This is a genomic window from Vibrio sp. 10N.261.45.E2 (genome assembly GCF_002875705.1).
Classification (GTDB): domain Bacteria; phylum Pseudomonadota; class Gammaproteobacteria; order Enterobacterales; family Vibrionaceae; genus Vibrio.
On the sequence record NZ_MCZZ01000093.1, the window covers coordinates 45417 to 66575 of the forward strand.

Sequence of the window (21159 nt, forward strand, 5' to 3'; positions counted from 1 at the left end):
TTAAATAATGAAAAAACTGTCAACTCAAGTAGTGATCATCGGAGCTGGACCATCAGGGTCTATTGCTGCGGCTTTGCTTCATAAAAAAGGCATCGATGTTCGAGTGATTGAAAAGAGCGTATTCCCTCGCTTTTCTATTGGTGAAAGCCTATTACCAGCTTGTATGGAAGTGATTGAACAGGCTGGGATGACTGACGCAGTAATCAACGCCAACTTCCAATACAAAGATGGCGCTGCCTTTCGCAAAAATGGCGTTTATACGGCGTTCAATTTTGAAGACAAGTTCTCTTCTGGCCCTGGAACCACGTTTCAGGTTCAGCGAGGTGCCTTTGATAAGATTTTGGCAGATACGGCTGAGGCGCAGGGTGTCTGCATTGATTACCAACATGAGTTAATGGGCATTAATTTCACCGACGACAGCACCATTTTAGATGTACAAGTGCTGGGTGGAGAGCGCTATCAGCTAGAAGCTAAATATGTTCTGGATGGCAGCGGCTTTGGTCGAGTGCTACCAAAAATGCTTAACTTAGAAGAGCCGTCATCACTCCCTCCACGCAAAGCTATCTTCACGCATATTAACGATCATATTTCAGAGGTTGAGACCGAACTTGAATATGACCGCAATAAAATCTTGATCTCAGTACACCCAACCAACCCTGATGTTTGGTATTGGTTGATTCCATTTAGCAATGGTGTTTCTTCGTTCGGTGTCGTAGGAGAGCCAAAGTTCTTCGAATCATACCCAGAAGATAAGATTACTGCTCTTAAACAACTGGCAATGGAAGAGCCGGGTTTAGCTGAGATTTTGGCAAATGCAGAGTACCCTAACCCTGCGGGTGAAATTGGAGGTTATTCTGCTAACGTAAAACATCTTGCGACGGATAAGTACGCACTGCTGGGTAATGCCGGTGAGTTTCTTGATCCTGTATTTTCATCAGGAGTGACAATAGCGATGAAGTCGGCTCAGTTTGCGGTTGAATGTGTGGAAAAGCAACTTAACGGCGAAGACGTTGATTGGGAACGCGATTATGCCGATCCTCTGATGGTTGGTGTAAACACCTTTAGAGCATACGTTGAGGGGTGGTACTCAGGTACTTTGCAGGATGTGATTTTCTATCAAGATCCAAATCCAAAGATTAAGCAGATGGTGTGCTCAATTTTGGCGGGCTACGCGTGGGATCAATCCAACCCTTATGTGAAAGAGTCAAAGCGTCGATTGGCGACATTGGCAGAGATATGCCGAAGCTAGATGGTCGATTTAGTATGTAACGACATGCTAAAATGACTAGATGCCTAACCTAAATCTAAAAACAGCCGCAAAGCGCGGCTGTTTTTGTATTTGAACAAGTTGAGTAATCAGCATAATTGCATTCTAGGTTACTTCAGGTCAATGCTGTTTAATCGTCCCATAAAAATAAGCAGATCAATCACATCTTTGTGGGCATCAAGAAGGGCACGTTTGGTTTGGCTATAAGCGGCAAGTCGACCATGCTTTCTGATTGAGCACACTTTGGTTTTGTATTTGTAGTCGCCGTTTTCTGAGAATACACGCCATTTAGCAATGTAGCACTCATCTCGGTGTTCAGGATCACTTTGGGTAGGATTAGGCTTGAATACGATCTTAGGTTCTAGGCTATGAGGCAGGCGCGTCATCAGGTAGGGCTCTTTGAGTACTTTGGGCCAAAACTTACCCCAAAGCTGTCTGCCCAGTTCATCTCTTAATTTGATGGTTTTTTTCAGTGCTTTGTCTTCACCCATACGAACAAAACCAACAGAACGGTGCAGCACCGTGTCTTCAGGCGTATGAATGTGGATTTTGTAAGCGGTCTTACCTTTTGAAATAAAGCGATAGCCGGTAGCACCAATTAGATTATTCTGACTCATAGTTTGCTAAGTGATGATTATGTTATTAGTAAGATTACGCCAAATACGGCAAAACCGAAACTAATCCCCATGAAAAAAATAAAGCCTTAGCATTTTTGCTAAGGCTTTATTAGAAACTGTAGAGCGAGCGTGACGCTAACTACATGATTTTCTGCATCACATCACCAATTTGTATGCTTCCCGCAAGGCTTGGCTGATCAATCGTAAGTTCCGCTTCGTTTTCATAAACGCGAGAGACCGTCAGTGTGATATCGCTTTGAGACACCTTGTTACGTGGCAAGCCGCGTTGGTCGATAAACGAACCGGTGTGCCATAGCTGTAGCTTGTCACCTTGTTGAACACCGTGCATTCGACCTAAATCAATGGTTACGGTATTACCAAATACTGCTGCAACCTCTGGAAGCGTTATCTTACATGACACTTCAGATTCTAAGTCCAACATGATATTGCGGCTTACGCGAAACATCATGCTGCCGTAGGTTGATGCCCAGAAACGAGCACTGCGGGTGTCGACTTCACTGGTCTTAGCAAATGGCCATTGTGCCACTTCACGATAGCTACGGTTGTAAACTTGATGACCTGTTTTGCCATCGAATACTTGCATCTCCAACGCAAACTGGCGATTGATGATGTCGTCTTTCAAAAGTTTGGATTCGATGGTTGCGGTTAAATCGGTAATGTCGCCACCAATGATGTACTGCGCGCCAGTATCTTGGGCGATCATTTTTATCACTTCAGGTCGACGTTTGTCGATGTCGTAATTAGTCGTGCCAACGGAAACAAAGCTGCGCGACTCTTGCGCTAGTTGTCGGTCTACTACATGGCCAAAATCGTCGCCGATGTTATAAATCCTGCCCATTACAGCTTGCTGTGGGGAAGTCACATCAATGTTGCCGACCAAAAATGTCTTCTTATATTGGCTCTCATGGCAAGCATTTGCCGAAGGATAGATATCGATCCTTGCGGTGATCATGATATTGCCACTGCGCTTTTTCTCATTTTTTACCAAGATGTAGCGCACTTCATGATTGGTAAATTGAAACTCTTTCTTCTTCGAATCGAGGTAGGGAGTGAGGTTAGAGATGCTGCCAATGTCGGCTCCTGAGAATTGAACCGCCTTATATAACGCGTCTTCCAGAGCGTGGACCTTTGCCGTTTCCTCTGACGATACGATGGCTGCTGTACCGGTAACTTCATACCAAGCGGCATGAGCACTGAAGCTTATGGTTATCAGTGAACTTATTGAAAATAAGTAAGAAATTATTTTTTTCATCTATTCGTTACCAGTTGGGTATAAATATTGCTTAACAAATAACTATAAGCTTGAAGCTGACTTAAGTGCGTTTTTCTTAATCTGAACCATTAATGAAAAGCAAAGACTGTTCCAACATTGTAATCCATTGAAAAGAATAATGGTGAGAACATATTGGAACAGGTGGCACTAAAACTATCTGGAGATTAGAGAATGAAAAAATGGCTCGTAGTAATGAGTGTCATGTTACTGACATCATGCGCTTATTCGCCGATCTATAACGGCAAGTCTGAATATTCAGGCAGTCAGTTTATGTTGATGGACAGCCCTCGCCATACCATGGATTTTTTTGTGGAAAGTATGACTGAAGATTTGATCATTTCGAATACAAGTATTTCAGCGAGAACGCCAATAGCAATTACTTCGTTTGTGGACCTGCAGCACATGGACACAACGAACTGGCTAGGCAACTCGGTATCAGAAGGCTTCATTCATCAGTTTCAGCGTCGTGGCTTCAAGGTGGTTGATTTTAAAACTACTGGCTCTATCCAAGTGACTCACCAAGGTGACTTTGCGTTGAGCCGCGATTGGAAAGACTTAGCTCAAGAGCAAGACGTACAGTATGTACTGACAGGCACCATGCTTCGCCAAGAAGGCGGTGTACTAGTAAATGCTCGCGTTGTTGGCATGCAAACTCGAATTGTAGTAGCGACGGCACAAGGCTTCTTACCTGCAGACCGTATTGGCCGTGACCTAGATACTCTCAACAGTATTCGAACTCAAGATGGCGTGATCATTCGTTCCGATCCAACGATCAGTCAGCCTTATACTGTTATTCTTCGCCCTTAGGAGTTCGAGATGAAGAAGTTAATGTTTGTTGTTGCCGCTTTATTGCTTGTTGGCTGTCAGCCATTGCAGAGCATGAGACCTGATGATTTCTTAGTGGCTGTTGGCTATGCGAGTATCAGTGAGCAGAAAGGTCGTAACGACGAAGAGAGACGTATCCGCGCGATGAGAGCCTCTAAGATCGATGCTTATCGTGAGCTTGCTGAACAGGTTTACGGCATGCGAGTAAGCGGTCGAGCAGAACTTGAAGATCAACGGCTTGGTACAGAGCGTACGTCAGGTGCGGTTGATGGTGTTATCCGTGGCGCAGAAGTGGTGCGCAGTTACCCTGTGGGTGATAGCTACGTAACAGAGCTTCAGTTGGATATTCGCAAGATGGATCAGCTACGTAATTACGGTGAAGTACAAGCTGTACCGGAGAAGAGACAACAAACACTGTTCTAATTTCGGTGTTCGAATTGAATATTCAGTGATATTGGTTGCTACTCGCTTTCCAGATGGCATATCGGCAACCAATAACTAATATGGATGTAAAAGCGGCAAGTATGAAAATACTTGCCGCTTTTTTGTTTATCGATTTTGTCAGGGTGTTCAAAGGCTGATTAGAAATTTTGATAAAGGACAACGACAGAAATAGCCTGAGATACAGATACAGACTTAAGTAGGAGTGTTGTTGAAGAGGTAGCTTAACTAGGCTTTTACGTTGGTTCCCAGCGTGGAAATAGTATGCGTTTGACCACCGGCATTGTAGGTCATGCCAATTTTACCGTGGCTTTGCTGCATCATATTGCTGAGTTTTTTGAAGCTAAGGTGTGCTCGATTCAAGGCTTCGCCATTAACAAGGTTCGCTTGCTGGCAATCGTGCACTATCGACTGGATCTTTGTAACTAACTGAGCAAGTTCAGGATTCTCGGTCAGTTCTGAAATGTTGGTATGGGCTGCGATTCGTTGATCGGTTGATCTGAGTTGTTCAACAAGAACCACTTTTTCTTTGGCGATTCGCTCAATATCGTTTGATTGTCGGCTAGTAATAGCGGTTTTCTCTGAGCTTAATAACTCAGATAAGGCTTTGGCATTTTGAAGTTGAAAATTAACTAAATCTGCTAGTGCCGCCATAACGTAAACCTACTCGTAACCTCATATGCTTTAAGACAATCACTTTAATCAAAAGTGAGTGCTGGCTTAAAGACCTTTTAATTCATTTTCGAACTTGATCATGTTGTCTGCCAGTTTTTCTGGATCGACAGTGTATGAACCGTTCGCAATCGCTTCTTTGATTGCTGCAACTTTTACCGAGTCAAAGCTTGGGTTTGCTGCCATATCTTGGTGGAGTTGACCAATCGCTTTGCCTTGTTGGCTTAGCGAAACCGCGTCTTTGCTTGCCGGTGATTTAGTCGTTACATCAGAGCGTGATGCCTCAGAACTAGAATCAGAGCGTACTGCTGAGCGGTTAGTGGTCGTTAGGGTTTGCCCTGAACGTATATTATCAATGCCTGCCATAGTTAAGCCTTTTTCTTCAAAAATGGGAACCTGTACAGTCAATATCGACCAAGGGTTCGAATACTTTAGCAATTTTTAGTTCAATAGTCGAAAAGGGACAAAACACCGCAGCCGCTAAATTTTGCATTGGAGTTGAGAGCGAAATCGCTAACGATACCGTCAATTTAGAAGTAAAGAGTTAAAAGTAAACTGTGACTTCAGACATGCTGGTAACAATACCTTCAATTATACGCTGTGATTTATCATTTTTCACTCTTACTTGATCGCCCATAGAGCCATCGGTAAGCGCAGTCCCCTTGGTGGTAATGGTCATGCCACCTTTTACTGCCTGTATGATAACCTTCTCATTTCGACATACGACGCAGATATCACCTCTTTCTACAACATCACCCGGCCTTAGGTTCTTTTTTAACTTAGCGCCGATGACTTGTTGTGGGGTCGTGAAACCTTGGCGACGAAACTTGTTAAGAGAAATCATCGCGGTGGTAACATCGTATTGACCGACGATTTCGCCTCTCGCGAGTGAGCGGGTTGTCGTGACAAAGGGCACCGACATCGACAGGCGCACGGGTACGTAAACTCGCCACTCATCAGGAACACATTGCACTAAAACTGTAATACTGCTGCGGGTATTGGTGGTGGTTGAGGCGCTAGTCTCTAAAGGTACTGGGCAGTCTGTCGCTTTGATTCTTGAATCAACATTTGCTGAATTAACAAAGAGTTCGCCGCCTTGTGGCTGCTCTACCGTATCAAGGATATGTTGTTCTGCTGCAGACTGAATCATCTCAATTTGTTCTGGGGTCGCAGCTTGTACAAAAAAACTAAACAATATTGATAAAATGCCGATAAACTTAGCGACAGTTTTAAAAGTAGCTCTACACATTGCTATGGAAAGAGGTGGCAGATTTGTTTTATAATACGTCATTCCGTTTCTCTGGTGGTTCGTAGCCTGCAGTAGACTAACACTTTTTATACAAAAAAGTTTGATATGGAGATGAGCTCATGACGGGTATTCTTGATTCGGTGAATCAGCGTACGCAACTCGTCGGTCAAAACCGATTAGAATTACTAACCTTTCGCCTAATGGGGCGTCAGCGTTACGGCATTAATGTCTTTAAAGTAAAAGAAGTGCTTCAATGCCCTAAGCTGACAAAGATGCCAAACTTGAACCCACTGGTTAAAGGTGTAGCACACATTCGTGGGCAAACGATCTCTGTGATCGACTTGAGCTTAGCGATTGGTGGCCGTCCTACAACGGATGTTGAAAAGTGTTTTGTGGTTATCTCTGAGTTTAACCGAACCATTCAAGGCTTCTTGGTAAGTTCAGTTGAGCGCATTATTAACATGCACTGGGAATCGATTCTTCCGCCGCCGGATGGCGCAGGCAGAGCTAACTACCTGACAGCGGTAACCAACATTGACAATGAATTGGTCGAAATTCTTGATGTTGAGAAGATCCTTGCAGAAATTTCTCCTGTTGATGAAACAATGGACAGCAAGATTGCTGAAGATATTGCGAAAGTAGAACAAGAGAAAGAACTGGTTCGCCGCATCTTGATTGCTGATGACTCGACCGTTGCCCGTAAGCAAGTTCAACGTGCGATTGAGTCGATAGGCTTTGAAGTTATCTCGGTGAAAGATGGTAAAGAAGCCTATGAGAAGCTGGTGCAGATGTCATCAGAAGGCAGTATTTACGACCAGATTTCATTGGTGATTTCAGATATTGAAATGCCAGAAATGGATGGATACACGCTGACTGCTGAGATTCGTCGTCACGCCGAACTTAAAGATTTATACGTAATTTTACACTCATCGTTGAGTGGTGTATTTAACCAAGCCATGGTTGAGCGTGTGGGAGCTAACTCCTTCATTGCGAAATTCAACCCGGATGAGCTTGGTGCAGCGGTTAAAGCTGCGTTAACTAACTAAAAGAGACATTAATGACTGCTATAACAATAAGTGATCAAGAGTATCGCGATTTCAGCCGTTTCTTAGAATCTCAATGTGGCATTGTATTAGGTGACAGCAAGCAATATTTAGTGCGCAGTCGTCTAAGCCCATTAGTAACGAAGTTTAAGTTAGCTTCGTTATCTGATTTGTTGAGAGATGTAGTAACAGGCCGAAACCGTGAGCTGCGTGTGGCTGCTGTCGATGCCATGACGACGAACGAGACACTTTGGTTCCGTGATACTTACCCGTTTGCTGTACTTGCGGATAAGCTTCTACCGGAAATAGCGGCAAATAAACGTCCTATTAAAATTTGGTCTGCGGCAAGCTCTTCAGGCCAAGAAGCATACTCAATGGCAATGACGATTCTTGAAACTCAAGCTCGTAAGCCAGGTATGCTGCCAAATGTATCGATTACCGCAACTGACATCTCTGCAAGTATGTTGGATATGTGCCGTACTGGTGCTTACGACAACCTAGCATTGGGACGTGGACTTTCTCCTGAGCGCCGTCGTACTTTCTTTGAAGATGCGGGCGATGGCCGTATGAAAGTGAAAGATAACGTCAAGCGCATGGTGAACTTCCGCCCTCAGAACTTGATGGACAGTTATGCATTGTTAGGCAAGTTCGACATTATTTTTTGTCGTAACGTGCTGATTTACTTCTCGCCTGATATGAAGTCAAAGGTACTTAACCAGATGGCAAACAGCCTGAACCCTGGTGGTTACTTACTATTGGGTGCGTCTGAATCGTTAACAGGTTTAACGGATCGTTTTGAAATGGTTCGCTGTAATCCAGGCATCATCTACAAATTAAAGTAATGAGTGGCACCTATATTAGGTGTAACGTTGCTGTCTAAATTCAAAACCCAGCCAAGTGCTGGGTTTTCTTTTTCCTGCTTAAGCTATATCTTTAAGTCAGAGTGACATTCCAATTTACTCTATTTTTTGGCTTGTATATTGCAGGTTTACCCACGAGTAACCTGTAAAAGTATTGATAGACCGCTTTGTTTTAAAAGTTGGTATATATATTGCTTTGGTTATTTCATAACAGTCAGTTCTTGAGTTGAGGTTTACATGGCTATTTCTTTTGACAATGCTTTGGGCATTCACCAGCACACAGTTGGTGTACGTGAGCGTAACGCTGAGGTGCTTTCCACCAATATCGCGCAAGCGAACACGCCTGGGTATAAAGCAAAGGGATTAGACTTTAAGAAATCACTGCAAGCGGCAAGTTCTGGGGCAAGCATTGGTCTTAGCCGTACAGATGGTCGGCACATTTCTGCCTCAACAACGGTGAACGGGGAAACGAAGTATCGAATTCCTACACAACCTGATACAGGAGATGGCAACACGGTTGATTTGGATTTGGAAAGAAACCTTTTCATGCAAAACCAAATTAGGCATCAAGCCTCTCTCGACTTCTTAGGAAGTAAGTTCAAGAATTTAACTAAAGCGATTAAAGGGGAATAATTAGATGAGCTTATTTAATGTATTCAATGTGACTGGTTCTGCGATGAGTGCTGAATCTGTTCGTCTAAATACGACCTCGAGTAACCTTGCGAACGCAGACAGTGTAAGTAGTTCTGCTGAAGAAACTTACAAGGCTCGCCACGCAGTGTTTGGCGCTGAGTTAAATCGAGCACGCAACAGTGACCACACTGTGCCTGTGAAAGTATTGGGCATCGTAGAAAGCGATAAGCCGCTAAGCGCGGAGTACAACCCGGACCACCCATTAGCGAACAACGAAGGCTATATCTACAAGCCTAACGTGAACGTTATGGAAGAGATGGCAAACATGATTTCGGCATCACGTGCGTACCAAACGAACGTACAGGTTGCTGACTCGAGTAAACAAATGCTGCTGCGTACGCTGCAGATGGGTCAATAAGGATAAGGAGGTAGCACATGGCTGGAATCAACAACAATGTTGGTCAAAGCGGCTTGTCCTATGTTGACCAGCTGAAGAGTCTTCAAGATGGCGCTAAGAAGCCCGACGAAACAACAGGTAAGCAGGATCTTAAACAAGAAGACTTCTTATCTTTGTTGACTAAGCAACTAGCACAACAAGACCCTTTCAAGCCGGTTAGCAATGACCAGATGATTGCGCAAATGGCTTCATTTGCGACCGTAGATGGCATTGGCAAAATGAATACACAGTTTGAAAGCTTGAATTCATCAATGACCTCTAACCAAGCACTTCAGGCATCCTCTTTGGTTGGTCGTGATGTATTGGTTCCTGGTGCGGCAGGTGTAAAACCCGGTGATGGCGGTATGGCGGCAATGGTTAAGCTTCCTCAGGCAATGGACAATGTAATGGTCCGTGTTGAGAACGAAGTGGGCCAATTGGTTCGCACATTTGATATCGGCTCAAAACCATCAGGTGATACGCGTGTTGAGTGGGACGGAAAAGACGAAGACGGTAACCCATTGCCGGCCGGTAAATACAACGTGAAAGCGTCGGGTTTACTGGATGGCGAGAACACAGAGTTCCAAGTTTCCAGTTATGCGAACGTGAACAGTGTGCTTCTTGGTAAGGGTGATGGCAACGTACTACTCAATCTGGCTGGTTTCACATCGCCAGTACGACTTGCTGAAGTACTAGAAGTTGGTAAAGCGTAGCTCTTTATTGAGTGACTATGCTAGCTAGATAGATTAGGAGAATATTGGAATGTCATATGTAGCTTTAAGCGGCCTATCCGCTGCACAATTAGACCTGAATACAACCAGTAACAACATTGCGAACGCAAACACATTTGGCTTTAAAGAGTCTCGTGCTGAGTTTGGTGATGTTTATTCAAGCTCGTTGTTCACTAACGCAAAAACGACTGCTGGTGGTGGTGCACAAGCTGCCCAAGTAGCGCAACAGTTTCACGAAGGTTCAAGTATTTATACGAACAACCCGATGGACTTACGTGTGAGTGGTACAGGTTTCTTTGCAGTATCGAAAGACCGCATGGTGCCAGAGATTAACGAATTAACGCGTAATGGTGCATTTCACCTAAACAAAGACAACTACATGGTTACGGCTAACGATGAGTTTCTTTTAGGTTACGATGTTGATCCAAATTCGGGTGAAGTTCTTTCTTATGCGCCAAAGCCTCTCGACATTCCAGCTGAATTTGGTAAGCCAAAGCAGACAGAAAACATTGAAGTAGGGGTTAACCTTCCTGCAAATGGTGATCTTAAAGACCCGGCTGCATTTAACTACCAAGATGCTGATACTTATAACCGTGCAACGTCTTCGACGGTATACGATTCTATGGGTCAATCTTACAAGTTAACGACTTACTACCTCAAAGATCAGACTCAACCAAATACTTGGCAAACGTACTACACCATGTCAGATGAGAATGGCGAAAAGCCAATCAACATCACTGGTGGTGATGCGACGAATGCACAAGGTCATGTTGGTCACACAATGAAGTTCAACAATGACGGTACGTTAGCGAGCCTGAATAATGGCCAGCCGATTAACTCGGAACCATTAGGTGCTGGCGCTAACCCAATTGATTTGAATGGTGCTGATCCAACACAAGTGCTTAAGTTTGGTCTAGATTCTTCAACTCAGTTTGCTGCTCCGTTTGAATTAACTAAGTTTGATGAAGATGGTGCGACTACGGGTTTCTTAACCAAAATCGATTTCGATGAGTACGGCAGTGTTCTAGGTACTTACTCAAATGGTGAAAACGTGATGCTTGGCCGCGTAGGCTTAGTTCGTGTACCAAACGAGCAAGGTCTAGATAAGAAAGGTGGCACTCAATGGGATTCTACTAACGACTCAGGTGACAAGATCTGGGGTGAATCGAACAAAGGTTCATTTGGTAGCATCAATAACGGCTCTCTAGAGCAGTCGAACATCGATATGACTCAAGAACTGGTTGATTTGATTTCTGCTCAACGTAACTTCCAAGCGAACTCTCGTTCTCTAGAAGTACACAACCAACTGCAACAGAATATTCTTCAGATTCGTTAATCGTTTCGAGCGTTTGAATCATCTGCGAATACCCAATTCAATGTTATTGAATTGGGTATTGTTGCTTGTTCTTATATTTGCCGCCCCTATTGCCGCACGGTAATGCCACTGGCAATAATTCTTCCTCAATGATCCTTTGACGATCACCTTTCTTGTTTGATTTCTATTTAAGTTGTTGATAAATAACAGTTAAAAATATTGGCACAGTGTTTGCTTAGTTAGCCTCAGAAGATGATTTTTGGAGCAAAATTATGGATCGCGCACTGTTTCTTGCCATGAGTGGCGCTAAGCAAAATATGCAGGCTTTGCAGCTACGTGCAAACAACCTTGCCAACGTAAGTACAACGGGTTTCCGTGCTGATTTAGCACAAGCACGTTCAATGCAAGCGTATGGTGAAGGCATGCCTACTCGTGTTTTCAGCATGACAGAACGCCCTGGCCATAATTTCGCGCAAGGTAGTGTAGTTACCACTGGCCGAGATCTCGATGTTACCGTTCAAGGTGATGGTTGGATTTCAGTTATGGATAACACTGGCCGCGAAGGTTTAACACGTAACGGTAACCTTAAGGTTGACCAAAACGGTTTGCTAACCAATGCAAGTGGCCATCTAGTGTTGGGTGAGAACGATGCGCCAATCACACTGCCTATCCCAATCAGTAAAGTAGAAATTGGCACTGACGGTACGATTTCGGTGATTCCTCAAGGCGCTCCAGCTGAAGAATTGGCCGTAGTTGATCGTATTAAGCTTGTACGTCCAGACAACCAAAGTTTGTTTAAAGATACGAATGGTCTATTCCGTTCGAAAAACCCAGATCAGGCATATGAAGCAGATGCAGCGGTAACGTTGTTAAAAGGTGCTATCGAAGGCAGTAACGTAAATGCCGTAGGTGAGATGACCAGCCTAATTGACTTACAACGTCAGTTTGAAATGCAGGTCAAGATGATGAGCACAGCAGAGGAAATGGACAAGTCGTCTGATTCACTGCTTCGTATGAGCTAATAGAATTTAAAGGAAATTGCTATGCATCCAGCATTATGGGTAAGTAAAACTGGTTTAGACGCCCAACAAACCAACATCTCAACGATTTCAAACAACCTTGCCAACGCCTCAACCATCGGTTTTAAAAAGAGTCGCGCGGTATTTGAAGATTTGTTCTACCAGAATATTAATCAACCGGGTGGTCAATCATCTCAGAATACAGAGCTACCAAGTGGTTTGATGTTGGGTGCTGGTTCTAAAGTTGTGGCAACTCAAAAGGTTCACACTCACGGCAACGCACAAACGACATCAAACAGCCTAGATATGATGATCGAAGGTGATGGTTTCTTCCAAGTTGAAATGCCAGACGGCGAAACAGGTTACAGCCGAAATGGTCAATTTACACTGAACGGTGACGGCGCGATCGTAACATCAGGTCAAGGTTATCCTCTACAACCAGAAATCGTGATTCCTGAAGATGCAATCTCGGTGACGGTAGGTAACGACGGTGAAGTATCGGTTCGTCTACGTGGTGAACAAAACAACGTCGTGGTTGGCCAAATCACCATTACTGATTTCGTAAACCCAGGTGGTTTAGAGCCAGTAGGTCAAAACCTTTACTTACCAACGGGTGCAAGTGGTGACCCACAAGAGGGTGTTCCGGGTTTTGATGGCCTAGGTAACATCCGCCAGTCGATGCTAGAAACATCGAACGTAAACGTAACCGAGGAGCTAGTAAACATGATTGAAGCTCAGCGTGTGTACGAAATGAACTCGAAAGTTATCTCGTCGGTCGACAAGATGATGAGCTTTGTTAACCAACAGCTGTAATTGGTTTATTCGCCGTTTACTTTTTAATTATTAGATCTGTTTCTGCTAATTGATTTATTTACCACTGTCTGCCGAGAGTATATCGCCATGAAACGTATTTTTTGTTTAGCTTTGTTTATGTCTATGACGGGTTGTTCTGTGCTGGATCCGATCGAGACTCCAGCAGAAGAGAATGCAACCACAGTGGTTGATGCAGTGGAAGGTGATAAGTCGGCGGGTGAGAGCTCTGGTATTATCGACACGCTTCGTGGTAGAACTGACCCAATTGCTGGTGATCCAGCATGGGCGCCAATTAATCCAAAACAAAAGCCAGAGCATTACGCAGCGGCAACAGGGTCACTGTTCAATGTGAACCACATTGGCAGCATGTACGACGATTCCAAACCTCGTGGCATTGGCGACATCATTACCGTAGCGCTGGATGAAAATACCCGTGCGACCAAAAAAGCCAACGCAGATATGTCTAAGTCGAATGATGCATCAATGGAGCCTTTGGCTGTTGGTGGCCAAGAGTTGACTATCGACAAGTACAACTTATCTTATGACCTGAGCAACACTAATACCTTTGCGGGCGACGCGTCAGCCAACCAAAGTAACAGCATCAGCGGCTACATTACCGTAGAGGTCATCGAAGTATTAGCCAATGGTAATCTAGTGGTTCGTGGTGAAAAGTGGATGACATTGAACACGGGCGATGAGTACATCCGCCTAAGTGGCACCATTCGTCCGGACGATATTGATTTCGAAAACACCATCGCTTCAAACCGTGTTTCTAACGCGCGAATTCAGTACTCCGGTACGGGCGTGCAGAAAGATATGCAAGAGCCTGGATTCTTGGCACGATTCTTTAATGTAACTCTGTAGAGCTTAAGAGGGTGTCGACATACTGACAGCCTCTATTACTCCGCCATATTTAGCTAAGCTATTCTAAATTCAAGCAATACGGACAGGTTACTCAATGAAAAAACTCACACTCGTACTATTCGGCATGCTCTTTCTTGCCACCAGTGCCCATGCTGCGCGTATCAAAGACGTGGCAAAAGTGGCGGGTGTTCGCAGTAACCAACTTGTCGGCTACGGTTTGGTGACAGGTTTGCCGGGTACCGGTGAGACAACTCCCTTTACCGATCAAACATTTAACGCGATGCTGCAAAATTTTGGCATCCAATTGCCGCCCGGCACGAAGCCAAAAACCAAAAACGTAGCGGCAGTAATTGTTACCGCTGAACTACCAGCCTTCTCTAAGCAAGGTCAGGAAGTTGACGTGACCGTTTCTTCTATTGGTTCAGCAAAGAGCCTTCGTGGTGGTACCTTGCTACAAACCTTCCTAAAAGGTTTGGACGGTCAGGTGTATGCTGTGGCGCAAGGTAACTTGGTGGTAAGTGGCTTTAGTGCGCAAGGCAACGACGGTTCTAAGATTGTTGGCAACAACCCTAACGTCGGTATCATCTCTAGCGGCGCAACAGTGGAACAAGAGATCCCAACACCATTCGGCCGTGGTGACTACATCACGTTCAACCTAATTCAATCTGACTTCACAACGGCGCAGCGCATGGCTGACGCGGTTAATAATTTCCTCGGCCCACAAATGGCATCAGCGGTAGACGCAACTTCAGTAAAAGTGCGTGCACCTCGAGAAATCAGCCAGCGTGTAGCTTTCTTATCGGCAATCGAAAACATAGAATTCGACCCAGCAGAGGGCTCTGCAAAGATTATTGTTAACTCTCGTACCGGTACCATTGTGGTTGGTAAGCACGTTCGTTTAAAAGCGGCTGCGGTAACGCACGGTGGTATGACGGTCGCCATCAAAGAGAATCTAAATGTAAGTCAGCCGAATGCATTCTCTGGCGGCCAAACGGTAGTGGTTCCTGATACTGATATCGAAATCACGGAAGGCGATGGCAAGATGTTCAAATTTGAACCTGGTCTAACGCTGGACGATTTGGTTCGCGCAGTCAATGAAGTGGGCGCTGCACCTTCTGATTTAATGGCAATCCTTCAAGCACTGAAACAAGCTGGTGCGATTGAAGGGCAGTTGATCATTATCTAAGGAACAGAGCATGATTAAGAATAACAATGACATCGGCTTTATTCACGATATCGGCAGCCTAGACCGTCTTCGTCAACAAGCGGTAAATGGTGAAGAGGGTAGCGAGAAAGAAGCTTTGACTGCGGCGGCAAAGCAGTTTGAATCGATCTTTACCTCAATGTTGTTTAAATCGATGCGCGATGCGAACTCAAGCTTCAAGTCGGACATGTTGAACAGCCAGAACGAACAGTTCTATCGTCAGATGCAAGATGACCAAATGGCGAGTGAGTTGAGTGCTTCAGGTTCGTTAGGTCTTGCGGATATGATTGTGGCGCAGTTAAGCGCGGGTCAAGCAAGCGATGCGACGGAAGATAAGGTTCGTAGTGAAGGCTTTGATACTTCATTACAAAGACCTCAATTCTCAGGTCGCTCAGAAGAGAGAGCATCTGAAGTTAAATCAGCGTCACAGGTTAAACAACCCGTCTCTTTCGATTCTCCAGAGTCGTTTGTAACCTCTATGAAGCCTTACGCAGAAAAAGCAGCGAGAGCGCTTGGTGTAGATTCATCTCTACTATTGGCACAAGCGGCACTTGAGACAGGTTGGGGTTCTAAAATGGTCAAGAACTCACTAGGTAACAGTAATAACCTATTCAACATCAAAGCTGACAGAAGTTGGAAGGGCGATAAGGTCGCGACTCAAACTCTCGAGTTCCACGGTAAAACAGCTGTTAAAGAATCTGCGTCTTTCCGTTCTTACTCAAACTTTGAAGATAGCTTTAACGACTATGTGAAGTTCTTGAACGAAAACCCAAGATACGAAACGGCATTGCAGCATCAAGGTAACTCAGAGAACTTCATCAAAGGTATTCACCAAGCCGGTTACGCAACTGACCCTAACTATGCAGACAAGGTTTTGCGAGTGAAAGCCAAGATTGACGAGATGAACTAGCGTTATTGAATGTATACGGGAGCTTGCCATTGGCAGGCTCTTTTCTTATCTATCACCTTAAATTTTGCTGCGAAGTCTGTAGTTATCTCCTTACACTTCAATAAATTATTGTCTTTTAACTCTCCATTATCTCTGTTGGCACATATATTGCTTTTTAAACGAGTAGTTAATCAGTTTATCCTGATTTGGTTAAGTTTTTTGGGGGCATTATGGCGTCGGATCTTCTGAATGTAGGGGCACAAAGTGTTCTTACTGCTCAGAGACAGCTAAACACCACAGGTCATAACATTTCTAACGCCAACACAGAGGGCTATAGCCGCCAATCTGTGATTCAAGGTGTGAATGACCCGCGTCAGTACGGTGGCCAAAGCTACGGTATGGGTGTGCATGTGGAAAATGTTCGCCGCTCTTGGGATCAGTTTGCCGTTAAAGAACTTAACTTATCGACAACCAATGCCGCTAACAAAGGCGATACTGAAGCCAACCTCGATATGCTGTCGAACATGTTGTCATCGGTCGCTTCAAAGAAGATTCCGGAAAATCTCAACGAATGGTTTGATTCTGTTAAAACACTGGCTGATACACCAAATGATGTGGGTGCGCGTAAGGTCGTGCTAGAGAAAGCAGGGCTATTAACTAAAACGTTGAACGAATTTCATGAAACAGTGCGCCAACAGTCTGATTCTACGAATAAAAAATTAGACATGGGTATCGAGCGAGTAAACCAACTCGCGATCGAGATCCGTGACGTACAACGCTTAATGATGCGAACTCCTGGGCCACATAACGACCTTCGAGATCAGCACGAAAAGTTGATCAATGAGCTGTCTGGTTACACCAAAGTCACGGTAACGCCGCGCTCGAATGCCGAAGGATTTAACGTTCATATCGGCAATGGCCACACCTTGGTCTCAGGTAGTGAAGCAAGCCAACTGAAAATGGTTGATGGCTTGCCCGATGCACATCAGCGTCGTTTGGCGATTGTTGAAGGAAAATCCTTAAAGCCAATCACTAGCAGTGATATCGATGGAAAAATCGGTGCCATGCTCGATATGCGAGACGAGCATATTCCAGCAATCATGGATGAGCTTGGACGTTTGGCGACGGCGTTCTCGTACAAGGTAAATAGTCTTCAAGAGCAAGGTTTGGATCTCAACGGCAACGTTGGCCAAGATATTTTCACCGATGTGAACTCTGAGCTAGTGGCAAAATCTCGTGTTACGGCTAGCGGGCAATCAAAAGCAGATGTTGCGGTATTCATTGATGATACTTCAGCTTTAAAAGGCGGTGAGTACGGTCTTAAGTATGACGGCAGTGACTACGTCGTGACTAAGCCGAACGGTGAGACCGTTAAGATGGTAACCGACTCTAGCGGCAACGCATTTTATCTTGATGGAATGCGAGTGGAAGTGCGCAATCCTCCTGAACTTGGAGAGAAACTGTTACTGCGTCCAACGCGTAATTTTGCTGCTCAGATTCAGATGGAAACCAAAGATCCTAAAGACATTGCCGCGCAAAGTTACGAGGCATCGACCACGTTTGCCAAAGGTACTGCGGGGTTCAAAATTCTCGCGGCTGGTCAATTGCGTGAATTCGAAGTGGTGGTATCACCCAAGGGTGAGCAATTTGCCGTTACCGACCCGAAGGGCAATATTTTAATGCAGCCTCAACCCTATCCGCCTGAAGGTCCAGTAACCATCAACGGAACAACGTTTGAGCTCACAGCGGGTGCGGTGGCAAACGATAAATTTACGGCAAACCTTGTCCCTTCAGAAGGCGACAACGGAAACCTGCGTAAGCTGCAAGATCTTCAAACAGGAAAGATCTTGAATGATGGTGAGTCTACGATTCTAGACCTTTACCACAACTTGAATACTAACACGGGCTTGAAGTCTTCAACGGCCAATCGCTTGAGTGATATTGCGACGTTAGAAAAACAGTCGGCTCAAGAACGTATTGCCTCTATCTCGGGGGTAAACCTCGATGAAGAAGCGGCAAATATGATGAAATTTCAGCAGGCGTATATGGCTTCGTCACGTATCATGCAAGCAGCCAACGATACGTTTAATACGATTTTGGCTCTGAGATAGGAAGGTATAAATGTTGAATCGTATCTCTAGCTTCCACAATTATCAGTCAGTACAAAATGACTTGCGCCGCCAAGAGAACAAGGTGCATCACAACCAAGCGCAACTCGCTTCAGGTAAGAAGTTACAATCGCCAAGTGATGACCCATTGGCTACGCACTATTTGCAGAATATTGGTCAGCAGTCAGAACAGCTTAAACAGTATGTAGATGCGATTACTCTTGTAAGAAACCGTCTTGAACATCATGAGGTGTTGGTTTCTAACACTGAAGGCTTTGCTGACGAAGCAAAACGAACCGTGATGGAAATGATCAACGGTGCACTTTCTCCAGAAGACCGTCTAGCTAAGAAGCGTGAAATTCAAGAGTTGGCGAATAACTTCCTGCATTTAGTTAACTCTCAAGATGAGTCAGGCAACTACACATTTGCAGGTACTAAGCCGAAGAATCAGCCTTTCTTTAGAGACAATCAGGGAAACGTGACTTATCAAGGCGATGATTACCAACGCAAGATGCGTGTAGCAAGTAGCTTTGAAATGGCAATGAATGACCCGGGCAGCAAGATGTTTATGGAAATAGACAACCCGTTCGGTGACTACGAGCCACAGTATGAGCTTGAATCTGCTTCTGAGTTGTTGCTAGAGCGCGCGACCAACAGAACTAAAGATTCATCAACGTACAAAGTGACGTTTGTCGATATGCAGACCGGAAACTATGCCTACCAGCTTGAGAAAGATGGGACAGTCGTCGCCGCGGAAGATTTTGATCCTTCGACAGGCATTGTTTACGAAGGTCTGAATATTCAACTTAAAGGCCAGATCACGAAAGGTGATTCGATCACCTTAGAGCCGAGAAAGACATTCTCCATCTTTGATACCTTTAAAGAAGCTGCTGAGCAAGCTGAAAACCCAGTATCAGATGCATCGGCTACGGCGAAATTGCATCAAGTGACAGAAGAGTTTCATGCTGCGTTTATCCATCTAACCAAGGCGAGAACCGATGTCGGTGCACGCTTGAGTACCTTGGATATTCAAGAGCAACAACATGAAGATTTTAAGTTGTCTTTGGCGAAAGCAAAAAGCAACTTTGAAGACTTGGATTATTCGAAAGCCATCATTGAATTCAATGAAAACTCTCGAGCACTCCAAGCTTCACAACAAGCGTTTGGCAAAACAAAAGACCTGACCTTGTTTAACTATATTTAATGATCAATCGGTATTGAGTGGTGAACGGCTGTTCATCACGGAGTCTATTCTTTGCCTTATGTGCTATGCCATACGTGCGAATGACTTCAATGCTTGCCGCTTTTTTGTACGAAACATTTTGTTTTTCAAGATAGCGGCAAAAAACGGCAATCAGGAGGGTATACGTTGTTCCACCCTCAAAGAGTAAACAATTACAATCGCGTTTAATTTTGTGTAAGTTTTTGATTTTTAATTAATTAAAAAATTATTTATACAAAATTAAACTTGGCATACAACTTGTATCTGTGTTGGTTATAAATGATTAATACAGGTCTTAAACCCTGAATAGGGTTTATCGAGTAATACACGGTCAGTGCTTATCCATATGAGAGTAAAGCTGGCCGCTTCGCAGAAAGTTTGCGAACTCATAAGGAGAGCAAAATGGCTATCAATGTAAGCACTAACGTATCTGCTATGACAGCACAACGTTACCTGAATAAAGCGTCGAATGACTTAGCGACTTCTATGGAGCGTTTGTCATCTGGTCACAAGATCAACAGCGCGAAAGACGATGCTGCGGGTCTGCAAATCTCGAACCGCTTAACAGCACAATCTCGTGGTCTTGATGTAGCAATGCGTAATGCTAACGACGGTATTTCGATTGCTCAAACCGCTGAAGGTGCGATGAATGAATCAACCAACGTACTACAACGTATGCGTGATCTAGCGATTCAATCATCAAACGGCACTAACTCTCCAGCAGAGCGTACAGCACTGAATGAAGAGTCAATGGCACTTCAAGATGAGCTTAACCGTATCGCGGAAACAACCTCTTTTGGTGGCCGTCGTCTATTGAACGGTTCATTTGGTGAAGCGTCGTTCCAGATTGGTTCTAACTCTGGTGAAGCGATGATCATGGCGTTGACTAGCATTCGTGCAGATGATTTCCGCATGGGTGGTACTACGTTTGATTCAGAAAACGCGAAAGATAAAGATTGGCAAGTGCCGCCAACCGCAAGCGATCTTAAGTTCGAATTTAAGACTAAAGCGGGCGAAGACATCATTCTAGATATCAACACCAAAGCGGGTGACGATATTGAAGAACTGGCGACTTACATTAATGGTCAATCTGATCTAGTGAACGCATCGGTTACCGATGAAGGCCGCTTACAGCTGTTTGTTGCTGAACCTGATCTTGAGGGTTCAATGTCTATCTCTGGTGGACTAGCATCTGAGCTAGGTATTAAGAGTGAAGGCCGTGCTACATCAGTTCAAGATATCAGCCTAACAAGCGTTGCAGGCTCACAGAACGCAATCAGTGTGATTGATTCTGCAATGAAGTACGTAGATTCACAGCGTGCTGATTTGGGTGCGAAACAGAACCGTCTAAGCCACAGTATTAATAACTTGGCAAACGTACAAGAGAACGTAGACGCTTCTAACAGCCGAATCAAAGATACGGACTTTGCGAAAGAGACGACGCAAATGACCAAGTCACAAATTCTGCAACAAGCAGGTACTTCGATACTTGCTCAAGCAAAACAGTTGCCTAACTCTGCAATGACATTGTTGCAATAGTTATTGGTTGAACTTGCTGCTCGTGTTCAGACGTGAGCCATGCAGCAAAGGAAACTGGCAAGCATACTTACTATTGAGTGTTTAGCTCTCTCATCTCTCACCTGCTATCCATTTTTAC

General features: G+C 44.5%; 22 protein-coding genes. 17 read left to right on the top strand and 5 right to left on the bottom strand.

Going from position 1 to position 21159, the window contains the following annotated elements:
* The first annotated feature begins 7 nt into the window (after positions 1–7).
* Positions 8–1249: an NAD(P)/FAD-dependent oxidoreductase gene (locus tag BCT34_RS05120; protein ID WP_076651229.1), complete on the top strand. Its 1242-nt coding sequence runs from the start codon at positions 8–10 to the stop codon at positions 1247–1249.
* A 128-nt stretch (positions 1250–1377) separates the two neighbouring features.
* On the opposite strand, the gene BCT34_RS05125 is transcribed toward BCT34_RS05120, so the two are convergent.
* Together BCT34_RS05125 and BCT34_RS05130 are read right to left on the bottom strand one after the other, a co-directional pair.
* Positions 1378–1884 (bottom strand): Fe3+-citrate ABC transporter substrate-binding protein, encoded by a 507-nt coding sequence (locus BCT34_RS05125; protein WP_076651228.1) that lies wholly within the window; start codon positions 1882–1884, stop codon positions 1378–1380.
* A gap of 139 nt (positions 1885–2023) precedes the next feature.
* The gene (locus BCT34_RS05130) at positions 2024–3157 is read right to left on the bottom strand and encodes a flagellar assembly protein FlgT (protein WP_076651227.1); all 1134 of its coding nucleotides are present in this window, start codon (positions 3155–3157) and stop codon (positions 2024–2026) included.
* Between the two features lie 192 nt (positions 3158–3349).
* Between BCT34_RS05130 and BCT34_RS05135 the strand changes: the two genes are divergently transcribed.
* On the top strand, positions 3350–3985 hold the full coding sequence (locus tag BCT34_RS05135) for a FlgO family outer membrane protein (RefSeq protein ID WP_017064137.1): 636 nt from the start codon (positions 3350–3352) through the stop codon (positions 3983–3985).
* A gap of 9 nt (positions 3986–3994) precedes the next feature.
* Complete coding sequence (gene flgP, locus BCT34_RS05140) at positions 3995–4426, top strand: flagellar assembly lipoprotein FlgP (RefSeq protein WP_016791311.1); 432 nt, start codon at positions 3995–3997, stop codon at positions 4424–4426.
* A gap of 246 nt (positions 4427–4672) precedes the next feature.
* On the opposite strand, the gene flgN is transcribed toward flgP, so the two are convergent.
* The 3 genes from flgN to flgA all read right to left on the bottom strand — a co-directional run bounded on the left by flgN (position 4673) and on the right by flgA (position 6407).
* Complete coding sequence (flgN, locus tag BCT34_RS05145; RefSeq protein ID WP_017064136.1) at positions 4673–5098, bottom strand: flagellar export chaperone FlgN; 426 nt, start codon at positions 5096–5098, stop codon at positions 4673–4675.
* A 66-nt stretch (positions 5099–5164) separates the two neighbouring features.
* The gene (gene flgM, locus BCT34_RS05150) at positions 5165–5482 is read right to left on the bottom strand and encodes a flagellar biosynthesis anti-sigma factor FlgM (protein ID WP_076651226.1); all 318 of its coding nucleotides are present in this window, start codon (positions 5480–5482) and stop codon (positions 5165–5167) included.
* A gap of 178 nt (positions 5483–5660) precedes the next feature.
* Positions 5661–6407: a flagellar basal body P-ring formation chaperone FlgA gene (gene flgA / locus BCT34_RS05155; protein WP_076651225.1), complete on the bottom strand. Its 747-nt coding sequence runs from the start codon at positions 6405–6407 to the stop codon at positions 5661–5663.
* Between the two features lie 77 nt (positions 6408–6484).
* On the opposite strand from flgA, the gene BCT34_RS05160 reads away from it, so the two are divergent.
* The 14 genes from BCT34_RS05160 to BCT34_RS05225 all read left to right on the top strand — a co-directional run bounded on the left by BCT34_RS05160 (position 6485) and on the right by BCT34_RS05225 (position 21041).
* Positions 6485–7411 (top strand): chemotaxis protein CheV, encoded by a 927-nt coding sequence (locus BCT34_RS05160; RefSeq protein WP_048609568.1) that lies wholly within the window; start codon positions 6485–6487, stop codon positions 7409–7411.
* Positions 7412–7422: 11 nt separating this feature from the next.
* On the top strand, positions 7423–8250 hold the full coding sequence (locus tag BCT34_RS05165; protein WP_004736174.1) for a protein-glutamate O-methyltransferase: 828 nt from the start codon (positions 7423–7425) through the stop codon (positions 8248–8250).
* 255 nt (positions 8251–8505) lie between these two features.
* Positions 8506–8901, top strand: a complete 396-nt coding sequence (gene flgB / locus BCT34_RS05170) for a flagellar basal body rod protein FlgB (protein WP_004736175.1) — start codon at positions 8506–8508, stop codon at positions 8899–8901.
* A 4-nt stretch (positions 8902–8905) separates the two neighbouring features.
* On the top strand, positions 8906–9319 hold the full coding sequence (gene flgC, locus BCT34_RS05175) for a flagellar basal body rod protein FlgC (RefSeq protein ID WP_017631739.1): 414 nt from the start codon (positions 8906–8908) through the stop codon (positions 9317–9319).
* A gap of 17 nt (positions 9320–9336) precedes the next feature.
* Positions 9337–10050 (top strand): flagellar hook assembly protein FlgD, encoded by a 714-nt coding sequence (flgD, locus tag BCT34_RS05180; RefSeq protein ID WP_010439286.1) that lies wholly within the window; start codon positions 9337–9339, stop codon positions 10048–10050.
* 49 nt (positions 10051–10099) lie between these two features.
* Positions 10100–11404 (top strand): flagellar hook protein FlgE, encoded by a 1305-nt coding sequence (gene flgE / locus BCT34_RS05185; protein ID WP_102300659.1) that lies wholly within the window; start codon positions 10100–10102, stop codon positions 11402–11404.
* 251 nt (positions 11405–11655) lie between these two features.
* The gene (locus BCT34_RS05190) at positions 11656–12405 is read left to right on the top strand and encodes a flagellar basal body rod protein FlgF (RefSeq protein WP_019825277.1); all 750 of its coding nucleotides are present in this window, start codon (positions 11656–11658) and stop codon (positions 12403–12405) included.
* A 21-nt stretch (positions 12406–12426) separates the two neighbouring features.
* The gene (gene flgG, locus BCT34_RS05195) at positions 12427–13215 is read left to right on the top strand and encodes a flagellar basal-body rod protein FlgG (RefSeq protein WP_004739713.1); all 789 of its coding nucleotides are present in this window, start codon (positions 12427–12429) and stop codon (positions 13213–13215) included.
* A gap of 87 nt (positions 13216–13302) precedes the next feature.
* Positions 13303–14079 carry a flagellar basal body L-ring protein FlgH gene (flgH, locus tag BCT34_RS05200; protein ID WP_076651687.1) on the top strand — a complete coding sequence of 259 codons (777 nt, stop codon included), beginning with the start codon at positions 13303–13305 and terminating at the stop codon, positions 14077–14079.
* Positions 14080–14173: 94 nt separating this feature from the next.
* Positions 14174–15265 (top strand): flagellar basal body P-ring protein FlgI, encoded by a 1092-nt coding sequence (locus BCT34_RS05205; protein ID WP_076651686.1) that lies wholly within the window; start codon positions 14174–14176, stop codon positions 15263–15265.
* 10 nt (positions 15266–15275) lie between these two features.
* On the top strand, positions 15276–16193 hold the full coding sequence (gene flgJ, locus BCT34_RS05210) for a flagellar assembly peptidoglycan hydrolase FlgJ (protein WP_076651685.1): 918 nt from the start codon (positions 15276–15278) through the stop codon (positions 16191–16193).
* A gap of 209 nt (positions 16194–16402) precedes the next feature.
* The gene (gene flgK, locus BCT34_RS05215; protein ID WP_076651684.1) at positions 16403–18283 is read left to right on the top strand and encodes a flagellar hook-associated protein FlgK; all 1881 of its coding nucleotides are present in this window, start codon (positions 16403–16405) and stop codon (positions 18281–18283) included.
* 10 nt (positions 18284–18293) lie between these two features.
* Positions 18294–19484: a flagellar hook-associated protein FlgL gene (flgL, locus tag BCT34_RS05220; RefSeq protein ID WP_076651683.1), complete on the top strand. Its 1191-nt coding sequence runs from the start codon at positions 18294–18296 to the stop codon at positions 19482–19484.
* Positions 19485–19904: 420 nt separating this feature from the next.
* The gene (locus BCT34_RS05225; protein WP_076651682.1) at positions 19905–21041 is read left to right on the top strand and encodes a flagellin; all 1137 of its coding nucleotides are present in this window, start codon (positions 19905–19907) and stop codon (positions 21039–21041) included.
* Positions 21042–21159: the final 118 nt, after the last annotated feature.

Coding starts and splice junctions, on each gene's coding strand:
- flgP (WP_016791311.1), top strand. CDS start 3,995: ATGAAGAAGTTAATGTTTGTTGTTGCCGCTTTATTGCTTGTTGGCTGT.
- flgJ (WP_076651685.1), top strand. CDS start 15,276: ATGATTAAGAATAACAATGACATCGGCTTTATTCACGATATCGGCAGC.
- BCT34_RS05120 (WP_076651229.1), top strand. CDS start 8: ATGAAAAAACTGTCAACTCAAGTAGTGATCATCGGAGCTGGACCATCA.
- flgA (WP_076651225.1), bottom strand. CDS start 6,407: ATGACGTATTATAAAACAAATCTGCCACCTCTTTCCATAGCAATGTGT.
- flgN (WP_017064136.1), bottom strand. CDS start 5,098: ATGGCGGCACTAGCAGATTTAGTTAATTTTCAACTTCAAAATGCCAAA.
- flgH (WP_076651687.1), top strand. CDS start 13,303: ATGAAACGTATTTTTTGTTTAGCTTTGTTTATGTCTATGACGGGTTGT.
- flgK (WP_076651684.1), top strand. CDS start 16,403: ATGGCGTCGGATCTTCTGAATGTAGGGGCACAAAGTGTTCTTACTGCT.
- BCT34_RS05205 (WP_076651686.1), top strand. CDS start 14,174: ATGAAAAAACTCACACTCGTACTATTCGGCATGCTCTTTCTTGCCACC.
- flgG (WP_004739713.1), top strand. CDS start 12,427: ATGCATCCAGCATTATGGGTAAGTAAAACTGGTTTAGACGCCCAACAA.
- flgB (WP_004736175.1), top strand. CDS start 8,506: ATGGCTATTTCTTTTGACAATGCTTTGGGCATTCACCAGCACACAGTT.
- BCT34_RS05160 (WP_048609568.1), top strand. CDS start 6,485: ATGACGGGTATTCTTGATTCGGTGAATCAGCGTACGCAACTCGTCGGT.
- flgD (WP_010439286.1), top strand. CDS start 9,337: ATGGCTGGAATCAACAACAATGTTGGTCAAAGCGGCTTGTCCTATGTT.
- flgM (WP_076651226.1), bottom strand. CDS start 5,482: ATGGCAGGCATTGATAATATACGTTCAGGGCAAACCCTAACGACCACT.
- flgE (WP_102300659.1), top strand. CDS start 10,100: ATGTCATATGTAGCTTTAAGCGGCCTATCCGCTGCACAATTAGACCTG.
- BCT34_RS05135 (WP_017064137.1), top strand. CDS start 3,350: ATGAAAAAATGGCTCGTAGTAATGAGTGTCATGTTACTGACATCATGC.
- flgL (WP_076651683.1), top strand. CDS start 18,294: ATGTTGAATCGTATCTCTAGCTTCCACAATTATCAGTCAGTACAAAAT.
- BCT34_RS05225 (WP_076651682.1), top strand. CDS start 19,905: ATGGCTATCAATGTAAGCACTAACGTATCTGCTATGACAGCACAACGT.
- BCT34_RS05130 (WP_076651227.1), bottom strand. CDS start 3,157: ATGAAAAAAATAATTTCTTACTTATTTTCAATAAGTTCACTGATAACC.
- flgC (WP_017631739.1), top strand. CDS start 8,906: ATGAGCTTATTTAATGTATTCAATGTGACTGGTTCTGCGATGAGTGCT.
- BCT34_RS05125 (WP_076651228.1), bottom strand. CDS start 1,884: ATGAGTCAGAATAATCTAATTGGTGCTACCGGCTATCGCTTTATTTCA.
- BCT34_RS05190 (WP_019825277.1), top strand. CDS start 11,656: ATGGATCGCGCACTGTTTCTTGCCATGAGTGGCGCTAAGCAAAATATG.
- BCT34_RS05165 (WP_004736174.1), top strand. CDS start 7,423: ATGACTGCTATAACAATAAGTGATCAAGAGTATCGCGATTTCAGCCGT.